This is a genomic window from Frankia sp. CcCS3, from assembly GCF_977927575.1.
The window spans coordinates 1-13920 of record NZ_CDWRCL010000018.1; the positions used below are offsets into that span (position 1 = coordinate 1).

Below are 13920 nucleotides of genomic sequence, written 5' to 3' on the forward strand. Positions count from 1 at the left end.
TCGCCCGATGATCACCGGCGGGCCAGAAGAATCACAAGATCAGCGACAGATCAAGATCAAGATCAAGATCAAGAAGACGATGACCGCCAGCGGCACGGCCCGGTCGGCCCCGCGCCACCAGGGGTGCTCGGCGACCAGCTGGAACTGGGTCTCCACCTCGACGGCCCCGAGGGCGAGCCCGCCCGCCAGCACCATCGGGAAGGAGCGGAACCGCGCGACCAGCGCGACCGCCAGCGCCGGGACGATGAGCAGGAGCAGGTTCGCCGAGGACAACGGGTTCTGCAGCGGCGCGAGCAGGACCCCGCCGAGACCGGCCAGCGCGCTGCCGGCGCCCCAGGCCGCGGCGGCGACGGTGTCCGCCGACCAGCCGAAGGTCGCGGCGGCCCGGAGGTTCTCCGCCGCCACCGTCGCGGCGAGGCCCACCGTGGTGAACCGGAACACCGCCCAGAGCCCCGCGACCAGCACGGCGACCACGGCCAGCCGGACAAACACGGACACGCCGACGGGCTCGTCGAACAGCGTGATCCTGCCGGTCGGCAGCACCGTCGGGGAGGTGCGCACGGCACCGGCGAACATCAGCGTCAGCGACGACTGCAAGATGATCAGCAGACCGAGCGTCGCCATCAGCCGCAGCAGCGAGGTCGCCTCGCGCAGCCGCCGCATCACCAGCAGGTGGAACACGACCCCGATGGCGGTCGTCGACAGCACGGCCAGCGGCGCCGCGAGGCCGAGCGGCAGCCCCCACCCCGCAGCAGCCCATGGAAGGCATAGGCCGCCCGGGCCAGCAGCGCGCCCTGGGCCAGGTTGAGCACACCGGCCCCACGGGCGATGACCACCACATCCGAGGCCACGAGGGCGTAGAGCGCGCCCGTGCCCAGGCTGAGCAGGGCGTAGCCCATGACGTCGTTCAACGGCGGCCCACCCTGCTCCGGGCACCGCGGAACGGCGCCTCGATCATCCCCTCAGTGGCCCCCCACCAATGGTCGCCGGCTCTCCTCGATCGCGATGAGCGGCGTGAGCCCACCGGAAAATCCGCAGCCAGGCCATTGATCACGTAATCATGGCAACCGAGGTGACGGTACGACCGGACAGACCGATAAGGCAATCAAACCAGCCACAACAGCCACCGAACCCCACAACGGCCACCGAATCCCATGAGAGCTACCGAAGCTCGCAAAAGCCACCTAACCCCACGGATTGGCCAGGGGTGACGGAACGCGGACACACCGCGGAACGCCCGGGATGGCACCATCGGACGAACGCTCGATGGCGGAGGAACGCTCGATGGCGGACGAACACGGCTACAGGGGTGGAAACGGATGAGGGACCTGGTACCTGGCGCGAACGGGCCGTTGCCTCCCGGCCCTGTCTCGGTCCGGCTCGCCGGTCCCTTCGACGTCTGTGCGCTCGTCACCGGCGCGAACGGCAAGGTCGCCGCGGACAGCGACTTCGTGTTCTACAATCAGCCCAGAGCGCCGGGCGTGGCGCTCTCGGGCAGCGCGGTGACCGTCGATCCGGGCCGGCTGCGCCCGGGCGCCGAACGTGTCGTGATCGCCGCCAGCCCCGAGGACGGTACGACGCCCTTCGGACGGCTGCCAGCTCTCGCCGTCACCATCCATAATGATCATGATGCCCTCATCGCCCGCTTCGCGCCGCCGCCGTTGTCCCGCGAGACCGTGGTCACGCTGGTGGAGATCTACCGGCGCGGCCCCGCGTGGAAGATCCGGGCGGTGGGGCAGGGATACGCGGACGGCCTCGCCGGTCTCGCCCGGGACTTCGGAGTCGCCGTCGGCAACGGCGGCAACGGCGGCAACGGCGGCAACGGCGGCAACGGCGGCAACGGCCAACACGACCAGGGCCAACGCCGTGCCCCTCCCCGGTACCCCGACTCCACGGGTCGGGGTACCGGGGAGGGCGGTCTGACCCTCGTGCTCGCGCGGGTCGTCACGCTCACCAATGCCGAGCGCGCCCGGGAGGGTCTCGCGCCGCTGACCGTCGACGACCGTCTGGCCGCCGCCGCGGAGGCGCACAGCGTGGACATGGCGACCCGTGGCTTCTTCGCGCACACCAGCCCGGAGGGACGCACGGTGTCCGACCGGGTGAGCGCCCTGGGCTACCGCTACGCCCAGGTCGCCGAGAACATCGCCGCCGGCCAGAACAGCGCGGACGAGGTGGTGACGGGATGGATGAACAGCCCCGGCCACCGGGCGAACATCCTCATCCCGCGGCTGCGCCAAATCGGCGTCGGGCAGGCCACCGGCGGCGAATATGGTTTCTACTGGACGCAGGTCTTCGGTACCCTGCTCTGAACCACTGGCACTCTGCCTGCTGGGTCGAACGGATCACGATTTTCCTGCGCCGGTCCCAAAGAACCGCCAGAACCGGTGACATCGCCGCCGCAGGCGAAAAACCTGCGCAACCCGGCTGCGCACGTTCCGCCGGAACCGATGGGAAAGACAACGTCACAAGTCTTCGCCCACGCCTGGAGAAGTCCGCGTCGAATCTCCGGACAACGGCGTTCGGCCATGCCCGCGAACCACTGATCTAGCGTCCTTCCTGGTTGAGTCAGCTTTCATCGACAAGCTCGACATGCGTTCCACAACCCAGGACAGGACTGGAGAATGCGTACAGAGGATCAACGGGACGGGACGGCGTCCCAACCCAGGAGATATTCGAACGGCCGTCATGCGCGGACTCGAGCACGTCGCCACCGGCTCGGCGGTCTGCTGCTCACCCTCACCGTGGCCCTGGTGACCGGGGCGTTGACCGGACCTGCCCGCGCGCAGACCCCGACGATCATCGAGGACGGCACCATCGGCACCGGGATCAACCAGGTCTCCTACTCGGCGGGGTGGGCGAAGTGCAGCGGCTGCATTACCTCTCCGAACAACAGCTTCTACTACTCGGCGACCGCCGGTAGAGTTGCCACGATCCGCTTCAGTGGAACGCAGGTCAACCTCTACGGCGCCAAGGGCCCGATCGGGGGATTCAGCACGGTCCGCCTGGACGGCGGCCTGCCCACCAGCGTCGACACCTACTCGCCAAACGCGACCGTCACCCTGCTCTACAGCTCGGACAAGCTCACCGCCGGCACGCACACCCTGACGCTGACGAACACCGGGCAGCGCAACACCTCCTCGAGGGGCAACAACGTCGGTTTCGACCGGGCGGAGATCACCACCGGAGCGAACCCGCCGCCGGCCCCGCCGTCCTACGCCGGGCCCCGCTCGGGCAAAGGGTGGCTGACCGGCACCTATCCCGACCCGGTGATGAACCAGCAGAACCTGGAGTCGTTCTGCACCTGGCGCGGCGCGCCCTGTGACTTCACCCTGCTCTACACCACCCGGAACAACTGGGGGAACGTCAGCCAGCCGGTGGACCTGCTGCGGACCTTCGCCACCTGGCCCGGCCGGTTGATCATCTCCATCCCACCCTTCCCGGAGAACATCGGCGCCAGCAACGAGACGTGCGCCACCGGGGCCTACGACGAGTACTGGAAAACCTTCGGCCGCGTCCTGAACGCCTACGGCCGGCAGAACTCCTACCTGCGGCTCGCCTGGGAGGGCAACGGCGACTGGTACGAGTGGTCCGCCACCAACCCCACGGCCTACATCAACTGCTGGCGCCACGTCGCGGACGCCATCAACTCGACCGCGGAGCCGGACCCCATCCTGTGCTGGTGCCTCAACGCTCACTACTCGCAGAACCCGCCGAGCCACAACCCGATCGACATGTACCCGGGTGACGCCTGGGTGGACGGGGTCGGCCTCGACGCGTACGACCACTGGCCGCCGTCCCGGACGAAGGCCGAGTTCGACGCCCAGGCTAACGCCCCCGGTGGGCTGAACTACTGGTTCAACTTCGCCCGCGCGCACAACAAGCTCTTCGGTGTCGGCGAATGGGGGGTGGTGAGTGGCAGCGGAAACAACGGCGGTGGCGACAACGCCAATTACGTCCAGTGGATGTACGACTGGTTCGTGGCCCATGCGGGCAAGGGGCTGGCCTACGAGTACTACTTCAACAACTGCGACCCGAACAACGTCGGTTCGAACCTGTACCGACCGCTCAGCGCCGCGTGTCTCTACCTGAACCGGCAGGCGGGCGCCCGCTATAAACAGCTCTACTCCAGGCAGTAGGGTCCGGGGGTGATGCCGGGTGCCGCCCGCCGACGACGATCAGTGGGCGGCACCCCTCCCCCCGAGGAGGTCCTCAGCCGGGCCGCCGGTCGCGGCAGGGGCGTAGCTCGACCGATTCGTAGGCCGCCGGGATGTACCACGATTCGCGGCCGTCGTCCCACCGGACGATGAACGGTGGCCGGCCGCTCTCGCCGCGAATCTTGAGTATCACACCGTGGCGCTCGGTACGACCCGTTGCCGAATTACGCACGACGAGGCGGTCCCCGACCCTGGCGTACATGATGTTTCCGGTGTACATCAAGATTCCCTCCCGCGATCTGTTCGCGGCCCGTTCGCGGCCTGTTCCGGCATCAGTGCGCCACCACTCCGTCGAACAGGTCGGTTTCCACGCCGGAACCCGAGCCCGGGCCCACCGTCCCCCGGGCCAGCACGAAGTTCTCGGTGGCCTTCGCTGACCGGCCGTTCCCGTCGACCAGGGCGAAGAAGAATCCGTCCACGGTCATCTGGCTGCGGTGGGCCCGCATCGCCGCGATCTTCGCGGCGAAGAAGCCCGGCGCCTCGATCGTCGTGGTGACCTTGGTATCGGGAACCGACAGCAGCATGTCCGAGGGCATCGTGATCCCCTCGGGGACCGTCTTCGCCAGGTCGGACCGCCAGATGCGGTCTACCGCGGACTCGACCGCGGAGTGGAACAGCGCCGTCTCGTACAACTTCGAGACCTGCCAGGTCGGACCCGCGTCGGGAGCGAAGTCCGGATCGGCCGCGTCGGCGAAGGCCCGGGCGGTGACGTCGTGCGCCCTGATGTGATCGGGATGGCCGTAGTCCCCGATCGCGTCGTAGGTCACCATCACCTGCGGCCGAACCTCCCGCACGATCCGCACGAACGCCTCGGACGCGTCGTCCATGTTCGCCCGCCAGAAGCAGCGCGGGTCGTCGTTCGCGGGGCTGTCCAACATGCCGCTGTCCCGCCAACGACCGGCGCCCCCGAGGAAGCGGTAGTCGCTGACACCGAGCTCGGCACACGCCCGTTCCAGCTCCCCGATCCGGTATCCGCCGAGCTGGTCCGCGCGGTCCGCCCGCAGGTCGGTCAGCTCGGGGAGCAGCACCTCGCCCATCTCGCCCAGCGTGCACGTGACAAGGACCACCTGGGTGTCGGGATCGGCGGCGTAGCGGGCCATCGTCGCCCCGGTCGCGATCGTCTCGTCGTCGGGATGAGCATGGACGAACACGATCCGACGGGCAGGCAGCGCACCGGAACCTTGAGTAACCGGCATGGCTTGACGGTAGGGGCGACCCACGGACGGCGCATCTCGACCATCGAACCGGTAACTTACGGATACAGAGCCCGCAATCGCGCCGTTAACCCATAAGAGATAAATAGCTCACAGATCGACGAATCGACGAAGGCGGACGGAAAGAACAAAGATCTTCATCCAAGCATGATCCGGGGAACGGGAAGGGCATGAGTGATGCACCCGCCAGACAGGACGTCCGATGGACTCGGGAGGCCATTCGCCGAGTCGAGGCCGACACCAACAGATCGGCGGACACCCACCTGTTCCCCCTGCACCTGTGGCCGGCGGAACGGGGCGTGGACATCTATCTGAAGGACGAGTCGACGCATCCCACCGGCTCGTTGAAACACCGCCTGGCCCGGTCGCTGTTCCTCTACGGGCTGTGCAACGGCTGGATCCGGGAGGGGACGACGATCGTCGAGGCGTCCTCCGGGTCGACGGCGGTCTCGGAGGCCTACTTCGCCCGCATGCTCGGACTCCCCTTCATCGCCGTCATGCCCGCCTCGACCAGCGCTCAGAAGATCGCCCTGATCGAACGTGAGCGGGGTCGCTGCCATCTGGTGGCGGACGCCACCACGGTGTACGCGGAGGCCAGGCGGCTTGGCCGAGGCCACGAACGGTCACTACATGGACCAGTTCACCTACGCGGAACGAGCGACGGACTGGCGCGGCAACAACAACATCGCCGAATCGATCTTCAATCAGATGGCGTTGGATCGCCATCCCATCCCCACCTGGATCGTCGTCGGCGCCGGCACCGGGGGCACCAGCGCCACGATCGGGCGTTATCTGCGGTACCGGCAGCACAACTGCGCGCTGTGCGTCGTCGATCCCGAGGGCTCGACGTTCCACCGCGCCTGGTCCACCGGCGACCCGCACGCCACCGGCGGGCACTCCCGCATCGAGGGCATCGGCCGCCCACAGGTGGAGCCGAGCTTCCTCCCCGACGTCGTCGACCGGATGATCACCGTGCCCGACGTGGCGTCCGTCGCGGCCATGTTGTTCCTGGAGACGCTGACGGGCCGCCGGACGGGTGCCTCCACCGGGACGAACCTCTGGGGCGCGGTGCGGCTCGCCTGCGAACTGGTGTCCTCTGGTCACCGCGGCAGCGTGGTCACCCTGATCTGCGACGGCGGCGAACGGTACGCCGACACGTACTATTCCGGTTCCTGGCTCGACGCGGCCGGCCTCGACCCGCGGCCGTTCACCGAGATCCTGCGCCAAGCCGTGACCTCCACAACCTGGCCGGGCTGACACGGCCTGGCCGGCGCGGTGGCGACCCACCGAAAGCGATGCTACGGTTCCTCCGATCACTAAATGCCACCGGCAAATTACCTACTGCAGTGATTTTATGCGGAACCTGTCGCAGGACCCGGCCGGACAACGACCGGCGGACTCCGAGCCCGCCCGGCACGGCGGGACGATTCTAATCGCCGAGGACGACGCCGCGTTGCTCGAGGTCGCCCGGCGGATCCTGAGCCGCAACGGCTACGAGGTGCTGGCGGCTTCCACCGCCCTCGACGCGTGCTCGATCGCGATCGAGCACCGGGGCGACATCCACCTGCTGCTCACGGACGTCATCATGCCGCGCATGCAGGGCAGGGAACTCGCGAACCGCATCCGGGCCCAGCAACCCGGCATCCGGGTGCTCTACATGTCGGGCTACGCCGATCCCGTCCTCACCGCGCAGGGGAAGCTGGACCCGGGGGTATCGCTGTTGACCAAACCTTTCTCCGAACGCACCCTGCTGGACAAGGTCCGGCAGGTCCTCGATGCTCCCCGCTGACCGGCCGCGTACCCGGGGGGACGCAGGGACGTTCAGGGAGAGACCGGCCGTCCGCGCAGGACGATGAGGTCCGGGGCGCCGAGCACCGCGACGTCGGCCCGCGGGTCGCTCGGATACACCACCAGATCGGCCCAGGCGCCCTCGGACAGGCCCGGATAACCGAGCCAGGAGCGGGCCCCCCAGGTCGCCGCGTCGAGCGCGGCCGCCGCCGGCAGCCCGGCCAGGCGGAGCTCGGCCACCTCCGCGGCGACCAGCCCGTGCGGGAGGCTTCCCCCGGCGTCGGTACCGACGAAGATCGGGATGCCGGCATCGTAGGCCGCCCGCACGGTGTCATGGCGCCGGGCGTGCAGGGCGCGCATGTGCCGGGCATAGGCGGGGAACTTCGCCTCGGCGCCCGCGGTGATGTCCTCGAAGGTCGAGATGTTCACCAGGGTCGGCACGATGGCGACCCCCCGCTCGGCGAACAGCGGGATCGTGTGCTCGGTGAGACCGGTGGCGTGCTCGATGCAGTCGATCCCCGCCTCGACGAGATCCGCGAGGGAGTCCTCGGCGAAGCAGTGGGCGGTGACTCGGGCTCCGGCGGCGTGCGCCGCGTCGATCGCGGCCTTCGCCACGTCCGCGGGCCAGCACGACGCCAGGTCGCCCAGCCCGCGGTCGATCCAGTCGCCGACGAGCTTCACCCACCCGTCGCCCCGGTCGGCCTGCGCGAGGACCTCGGCGACGAGGTCGGCCGGCTCGACCTCCGCCGCGTAGTTGCGGAGGTAGCGCCGGGGCCGGGCGATGTGCCGGCCGGCCCGCACCAGCCGGGGCAGGTCGTCACGGGCGTCGATCCACCGGGTGTCGGCCGGGGAGCCGGCGTCGCGCAGCAGCAGCGCGCCCGCCGCCCGGTCGGTGATGATCTGCTGCTCGGTGGTGGGCCTGTCGACGGCGCCGTGCGCAGCGAGGCCGACATGGCAGTGAGCGTCGACGAGGCCGGGCAACACCCATCCGGAGACCGTCCGTACGTCCCGGGCCGCCGCACCGGTGGGGGCGGAGAAGGTGATCCGGCCGTCGACGACCCAGACCTCGTCACGGACATCCGTCGGACCGACCAGCACGCCGCCACGGATCCGCAGCGTCGGCACGCTCATATTCACGTCATATCCCTATCACCGTCGTCCGGTCACCGTCGTCCGGTCACCGGCGCGCCGGCACCAGGCCCGTGGCGAGGACGCGCCGCCTGATCGGGCCCCGGAAGCACTCAGACGTCGAGCTGCGACTCGACGGCGCGCAGCCGATGACGGGCCAGCGCGAGGTTCGCGCGCGACTTGTCGAGCACCAGATAGAGGAACAGGCCACGGCCGGAATGGCTCTGCAACAACCGGATCAGGTGATACTGGCGACCCAGCGTGATCAGGATGTCCTCGATGGTGTCCTGAAGCCCGAGACTCTCCATCGTCCGAATCTTCGCCCGGATGACCTCGGTGTTTCCGGCCGCGGCGATCTCGAGATCGATCGCATGCGTGTTACCGGCCGTTCCGAGGGTCATTCCACTGGTGAAGTCGACGAGGGCAGCCCCAAGCGCCCCGCTTATCTCGAGCGATTCCTTCAGGGCAATGTCGACGCTGTTCATATCGCCTCCCGTGTGTTCGAGGTCGACGGCAGCTCCGACGCTGCCCCCGTTGTGCACTGGCGCCAGTTCACGCGAACAGCGTGTTGGCAGTGGTCCCCGCAACCAGTCCCCCCGCAGCCAGTCCCCGTAGACCGGAAACCGCCCGATCTACGACCGCTCGCACAACTTTAAGCCCACCCGACCGGATCGCGTGCGGGTGGGCGGAAAAAATGGGCTCGGTGGACGGGCGGACCACACGCCGAACCAGAAAAAGAGATGGCGATTCACTCGAAAAAACCCGACCGCCCCGCCGCGAAAGGTCCACCTCATCGAATATGTTGCACGAGAGCCTGAAGATGACAGATCACGTGCCGGCGGAGGTCGGTCCGGCGAGGAGTCGGGTGCCGTCGGGAAGGTTGCCCGAGGCTTCGGCGTCGCGGAGGTACTCCCACAGGACCCGTTGCAACTCGACGGCGGCACGGGTCGGCTCGACGTCGCGGCGACGCGCCAGCCCGATGGTGCGTTGCAGCCCCGGGAGCACGAACGGGGTGACCCGCATGCCGAGCCGGTGGGCAACCGTGCTCGGAATCACCGCGCTGCCCAGACCCGCCGCGACGAAACCGAGCACGGCGTCCATCTCCCCGCCCTCGATCGCGAAAATCGGCTCGAATCCGGCCTCCCGGCAGGCCGTCACGGTGGCCTCCCGCAGGTCGTAGCCGCGGCGGAACATCACCATCGGGTGGTTGCGCAGATCGGCCACGGTTAGCGGGCGCCCGGCGACGATCGGTGGCTCGTCCAGCGACGAGACGAGGACCAGGCTCTCGCGGATCAGCGGCGAGGTCGCCAGTGCCGGGTCGCTGCTCTGCAGCGGAAGGATGATCAACGCCAGGTCCAGGCTGCCCGCGGCCAGATCGCGGACAAGGTCGCGTGATCCCCCCTCCTCGACCAGCAGGCGGATGCCCGGGTACCGCTGGTGGAACAGTCGCAGCACGTCGGGCAGGAAGCCGGTGCACAGGCTCGGGGTGGCACCGAGGCGCACCGTGCCGTGGCGCAGGTCGAGCAGCTCGGTGACCCGCTGGCGGGCGGTCTCGGTGTCGGTGAGGATGCGCCGGGCGAGCGGCAGGAGCGTCTCCCCCGCCGGGGTCAGGCTGATGTTCCCCCGCGCGCGGTTAAACAAAGGTGTGCCCAGCTCCTGCTCCAAGGCGCGGATCTGCTGGGACAGGGACGGCTGGGCGACATGCACCCGCTGGGCGGCCCGGGTGAAGTGCCGGGTCTCCGCGACGGCGACGAAATAGGCGAGCTGGTGGAGCTGCACGCCGCCAGCGTAGACGTCGATAGGACGGCACTATCGAGTCCAGGTTTATCATGTCTTGGACCACTGGAGGGAGTGCGCTCTAGGGTGCGCTCGTGGCTGTGACAACCCCGGCGCGATCGGCGTCCCCTGCGCCCACCCCGCGGCCCCCGCGATCTTCGTCCGTCCTGCGCAACCTGTGGCGGTCAACCATCGGCAAAAAGACCGTGATGGCCGTCACCGGGCTGCTGATGCTCCTGTTCCTGATCGCTCACATGCTCGGGAACCTGAAGATTTTCTTCGGCCCTAACGACTTCGACCAGTACGCCGGCTGGCTCCGGGCGATCGGCGAGCCGATCCTGCACGATACGTGGTACCTATGGATCCAACGCGTCGTGCTGGTGCTGGCCGTGGGCCTGCACGCGGTGTCCGCGTACCAGCTCAGCCGGCGTGACCTGCGGGCCCGGCCGACAAAGTACGTCCACCGCCAACGAGCCCGGGCCAGCTATGCCACGCATGTGATGCGCTACGGGGGAATCACCCTCGCGTTGTTCATCGTGTACCACATCCTCGATTTCACGACGCTGACCCTCAACCGACACGGGGTCGAAGGTGCCGCCTACGACAACGTCGTGTCGAGTTTCAGCGTGTGGTGGGTCACGCTCATCTACATCGCCGCCATGATTTCCCTCGGGCTCCACATCCAGCACGGCTTCTGGAGTGCGGCCCAGACGCTCGGTGTCAACAACCCAAAACGGGACCGAGTTTTCAAGGCCTCCGCCAATGCCCTCGCGGTTCTCCTCACGGTGGGATTCGTGATCGTCCCGGTGTCGGTTCTCGCCGGCCTGGTGGATTGACGGCACGGCACTGGGCCGACGGGTCGCTGGGCCGACGGGTCACTGCACTGGTGGATTGAACAGCCGACGGCTCCGCGGCCAACATTGCGCGGCGCGGTGCCGGAAGCATGGGAAGGGCTGACATGTCGTTTTACAACCTCGGTGCCGACATCGCCGACACCGCGGCGCCGGACGTACCGATCGAGCAACGCTGGGACAAGCGACGCTTCACCGCCAAGCTGGTCAACCCGGCCAACCGGCGCCGCCACACCGTGATCGTCGTCGGCACGGGGCTCGCCGGTGGCGCCGCCGGCGCCACCCTCGCCGAGCAGGGCTACCGGGTCATCCAGTTCTGCTACCAGGACTCGCCGCGCCGGGCGCACTCCATCGCCGCCCAGGGCGGCATCAACGCGGCGAAGAACTACCGCAACGACGGCGACTCGGTCCACCGGCTGTTCTACGACACGGTGAAGGGCGGCGACTTCCGCTCCCGGGAGTCCAACGTCTACCGTCTCGCGCAGACGTCCACCCAGATCATCGACCAGTGCGTGGCGCAGGGTGTGCCCTTCGCCCGGGAGTACGGCGGCCTGCTCGACACCCGCTCGTTCGGCGGTGTGCAGGTCTCGCGGACCTTCTACGCCCGGGGCCAGACGGGTCAGCAGCTGCTGATCGGCGCCTACCAGGCGCTGTCCCGGCAGATCGACGCCGGCGGCGTGGAGATACACCCGCGCACCGAGATGCTCGACCTGATCGTCATCAACGGGCACGCCCGCGGCATCGTCGCCCGCGACCTGGTCACCGGCCAGGTCTCCACCTACCTCGCCGACGCCGTCGTGCTCGCCACCGGCGGGTACGGCAACGTGTTCTACCTGTCGACGAACGCCAAGAACTCCAATGCCAGCGCGATCTGGCGGGCGCACCGGCGCGGGGCGTATTTCGCCAACCCGTGCTACACCCAGATCCATCCGACCTGCATCCCCCGCTCCGGCGACTACCAGGGCAAGCTCACGCTGATGAGCGAGTCGCTGCGCAACGACGGCCGCATCTGGGTGCCGAAGAAGGCGGGCGACACCCGCTCGCCCGACACCATCCCGGAGAACGAGCGCAACTACTACCTCGAGCGGATCTACCCGGGGTTCGGCAACCTGGTCCCCCGTGACATCGCATCGCGGGCGGCGAAGTACCAGTGCGACGCCGGCCGCGGCGTAGGCCCGGGCGGGCTCGGCGTCTACCTCGACTTCGCCGACGCCATCAAGCGGATGGGCGAGGACAAGGTCCGCGAGAAGTACGGCAACCTGTTCGAGATGTACGAGCGGATCACCGCCGAGGACCCGTACAAGGTGCCGATGCGGATCTACCCGGCCGTCCACTACACCATGGGCGGGCTGTGGGTGGGCTACGATCTGCAGAGCAGCATTCCGGGGCTCTTCGTGATCGGGGAGGCGAACTTCTCCGACCACGGCGCCAACCGTCTCGGCGCGAGCGCGCTGATGCAGGGTCTCGCCGACGGCTACTTCGTGCTGCCGCCCATGCTGGGTGACTACATCGCCTCGACGAAGCTGGGCGCGGTCGACGCGAGCCATCCCGCGGTCGCGGAGACGGCGGCCGAGGCGACGGGCCGGCTGACCCGCCTGCTCACCGTGAACGGCGACCGCACCGTCGACTCGTTCCACCGTGAGCTCGGCGAGATCATGTGGGACGAGTGCGGGATGGCGCGCAGCGAGGACGGCCTGCGCAAGGCGCTGGGGCGTCTTCCGGAGCTGCGCGAGGAGTTCTGGCGACAGGTCAAGGTGCCAGGCGGCGCGGGTAGTGTCAACCAGAGCCTGGAGCGGGCGAACCGGGTGTCGGACTTCCTCGAACTCGGCGAGCTGATGTGCGTCGACGCCCTGCACCGCGAGGAGTCCTGCGGGGGGCACTTCCGGGTCGAGAGCCAGACCCCGGACGGCGAGGCCCTTCGCGACGACGACCGGTTCGCCTACGTCGGGGCCTGGGAGTTCGCCGGCACGGAAACCCCGCCGGTGCTGCACCGCGAGGTTCTGGAGTTCGAGCACGTCCACCTCGCCCAGCGTAACTACGCGTGAGGCGGTGCCGGTCAATGGATCACGACTGTACGAGGAGCCGACCGTGAAGCTCACCCTTCAGATCTGGCGCCAGGCCGGACCGGACGAGCCAGGCCGCATGGTCACCTACGAGGTGCCCGACGCGAACCCGGACATGTCCTTCCTCGAACTGCTCGACGTGCTCAACGAGCGACTGACCCTGCAGGGCGAGGAGCCAGTCAGCTTCGACCACGACTGCCGCGAGGGCATCTGCGGCGCCTGCGGAGTGGTCATCAACGGCCAGGCCCACGGCCCCCGGGAACGAACCACCACCTGCCAGCTGCATGTGCGGGAGTTCTCCGACGGGGACGTCATCGACGTCGAGCCGTGGCGCTCGGTCGCATTCGGCGTCGTCCGCGACCTGATGGTGGACCGCTCCGGCCTCGACCGGATCATCCAGGCCGGCGGCTACATCAGCGCCCCGACGGGCAGCGCCCCCGAGGCGCACTCCACCCCGGTGCCCAAGGCCGTCGCGGACACGGCGTTCGACAACGCCACCTGCATCGGCTGCGGCGCCTGCGTCGCGGCCTGCCCCAACGGCTCGGCCATGCTGTTCACCTCGGCGAAGGTCGTGCACCTCAACAGCCTGCCCCAGGGCGCTCCGGAGCGGGCGAGCCGCACGCTCAACCTGGTCGAGGCCATGGATGCCGAGGGCTTCGGCGGGTGCACCAACACCGGGGAGTGCACCGTCGCCTGCCCGAAGGGCATCCCGCTGGACAGCATCGCCACGCTCAACCGCGAGGTCCTGCGGGCCTCGATCGGCCTCCGGTAGAGCGGAGAAGTGTGGAGGGTTAGGCACGGTCCAGAGACCGTGGACCGTGCCTAACCCTCCACCGAAAAGGAGCTCTTCGCGGTACGGCGGATCCGGCGGCGCGGGAGGATAATG

Annotated in this window: 14 protein-coding genes and 1 pseudogene; 8 read left to right on the plus strand and 7 right to left on the minus strand. The window is 68.6% G+C overall.

Annotated features, from left to right (window positions below; all coding sequences use genetic code 11):
- Positions 1–39 precede the first annotated feature (39 nt).
- Both AC08OQ_RS03225 and AC08OQ_RS03230 read right to left on the minus strand, forming a co-directional pair.
- The gene (locus AC08OQ_RS03225) at positions 40–708 is read right to left on the minus strand and encodes an ABC transporter permease subunit (RefSeq protein ID WP_476611893.1); all 669 of its coding nucleotides are present in this window, start codon (positions 706–708) and stop codon (positions 40–42) included.
- Entirely contained in the window at positions 663–911 is a 249-nt protein-coding gene (locus tag AC08OQ_RS03230; protein WP_476600596.1) for a hypothetical protein, read from the minus strand. The genes AC08OQ_RS03225 and AC08OQ_RS03230 overlap by 46 nt, the downstream gene beginning before the upstream one ends.
- A 408-nt stretch (positions 912–1319) precedes the next feature.
- Between AC08OQ_RS03230 and AC08OQ_RS03235 the strand changes: the two genes are divergently transcribed.
- Both AC08OQ_RS03235 and AC08OQ_RS03240 read left to right on the plus strand, forming a co-directional pair.
- Entirely contained in the window at positions 1320–2309 is a 990-nt protein-coding gene (locus tag AC08OQ_RS03235; protein ID WP_476611894.1) for a CAP domain-containing protein, read from the plus strand.
- A 312-nt stretch (positions 2310–2621) separates the two neighbouring features.
- Positions 2622–4136 carry a glycoside hydrolase family 26 protein gene (locus AC08OQ_RS03240; RefSeq protein ID WP_476600592.1) on the plus strand — a complete coding sequence of 505 codons (1515 nt, stop codon included), beginning with the start codon at positions 2622–2624 and terminating at the stop codon, positions 4134–4136.
- 73 nt (positions 4137–4209) lie between these two features.
- Here the strand turns inward: AC08OQ_RS03240 and AC08OQ_RS03245 are convergent, their stop codons facing one another.
- Together AC08OQ_RS03245 and mshB are read right to left on the minus strand one after the other, a co-directional pair.
- Positions 4210–4434 (minus strand): DUF1918 domain-containing protein, encoded by a 225-nt coding sequence (locus AC08OQ_RS03245; protein WP_462186202.1) that lies wholly within the window; start codon positions 4432–4434, stop codon positions 4210–4212.
- Between the two features lie 52 nt (positions 4435–4486).
- The gene (gene mshB / locus AC08OQ_RS03250; protein WP_476600590.1) at positions 4487–5410 is read right to left on the minus strand and encodes an N-acetyl-1-D-myo-inositol-2-amino-2-deoxy-alpha-D-glucopyranoside deacetylase; all 924 of its coding nucleotides are present in this window, start codon (positions 5408–5410) and stop codon (positions 4487–4489) included.
- Positions 5411–5598: 188 nt separating this feature from the next.
- Between mshB and AC08OQ_RS03255 the strand changes: the two are divergent.
- From AC08OQ_RS03255 to AC08OQ_RS03265, 3 genes and pseudogenes are all read left to right on the plus strand, one after another.
- Positions 5599–5970, plus strand: a pseudogene (locus tag AC08OQ_RS03255) (pyridoxal-phosphate dependent enzyme); the annotation flags it as partial.
- Positions 5971–6031: 61 nt separating this feature from the next.
- On the plus strand, positions 6032–6685 hold the full coding sequence (locus AC08OQ_RS03260; protein ID WP_476600589.1) for a pyridoxal-phosphate dependent enzyme: 654 nt from the start codon (positions 6032–6034) through the stop codon (positions 6683–6685).
- A 97-nt stretch (positions 6686–6782) separates the two neighbouring features.
- Positions 6783–7217 carry a response regulator gene (locus tag AC08OQ_RS03265; protein ID WP_476600587.1) on the plus strand — a complete coding sequence of 145 codons (435 nt, stop codon included), beginning with the start codon at positions 6783–6785 and terminating at the stop codon, positions 7215–7217.
- Between the two features lie 32 nt (positions 7218–7249).
- Here the strand turns inward: AC08OQ_RS03265 and AC08OQ_RS03270 are convergent, their stop codons facing one another.
- The 3 genes from AC08OQ_RS03270 to AC08OQ_RS03280 all read right to left on the minus strand — a co-directional run bounded on the left by AC08OQ_RS03270 (position 7250) and on the right by AC08OQ_RS03280 (position 10123).
- Positions 7250–8347, minus strand: coding sequence for an amidohydrolase family protein (locus tag AC08OQ_RS03270; RefSeq protein WP_462186183.1), 1098 nt, complete (start codon positions 8345–8347; stop codon positions 7250–7252).
- Positions 8348–8457: 110 nt separating this feature from the next.
- Positions 8458–8829 carry a hypothetical protein gene (locus AC08OQ_RS03275; protein WP_462186184.1) on the minus strand — a complete coding sequence of 124 codons (372 nt, stop codon included), beginning with the start codon at positions 8827–8829 and terminating at the stop codon, positions 8458–8460.
- Between the two features lie 343 nt (positions 8830–9172).
- Positions 9173–10123: a LysR family transcriptional regulator gene (locus AC08OQ_RS03280; RefSeq protein ID WP_462186185.1), complete on the minus strand. Its 951-nt coding sequence runs from the start codon at positions 10121–10123 to the stop codon at positions 9173–9175.
- Positions 10124–10287: 164 nt separating this feature from the next.
- Here AC08OQ_RS03280 and AC08OQ_RS03285 point away from each other — a divergent pair, with 164 nt between their 5' ends.
- From AC08OQ_RS03285 to AC08OQ_RS03295, 3 genes are all read left to right on the plus strand, one after another.
- Complete coding sequence (locus tag AC08OQ_RS03285) at positions 10288–10956, plus strand: succinate dehydrogenase cytochrome b subunit (protein WP_476596179.1); 669 nt, start codon at positions 10288–10290, stop codon at positions 10954–10956.
- A gap of 122 nt (positions 10957–11078) precedes the next feature.
- Positions 11079–13016: a fumarate reductase/succinate dehydrogenase flavoprotein subunit gene (locus AC08OQ_RS03290; RefSeq protein WP_476600585.1), complete on the plus strand. Its 1938-nt coding sequence runs from the start codon at positions 11079–11081 to the stop codon at positions 13014–13016.
- Between the two features lie 43 nt (positions 13017–13059).
- Positions 13060–13806, plus strand: coding sequence for a succinate dehydrogenase/fumarate reductase iron-sulfur subunit (locus AC08OQ_RS03295; RefSeq protein ID WP_476604503.1), 747 nt, complete (start codon positions 13060–13062; stop codon positions 13804–13806).
- Positions 13807–13920: the final 114 nt, after the last annotated feature.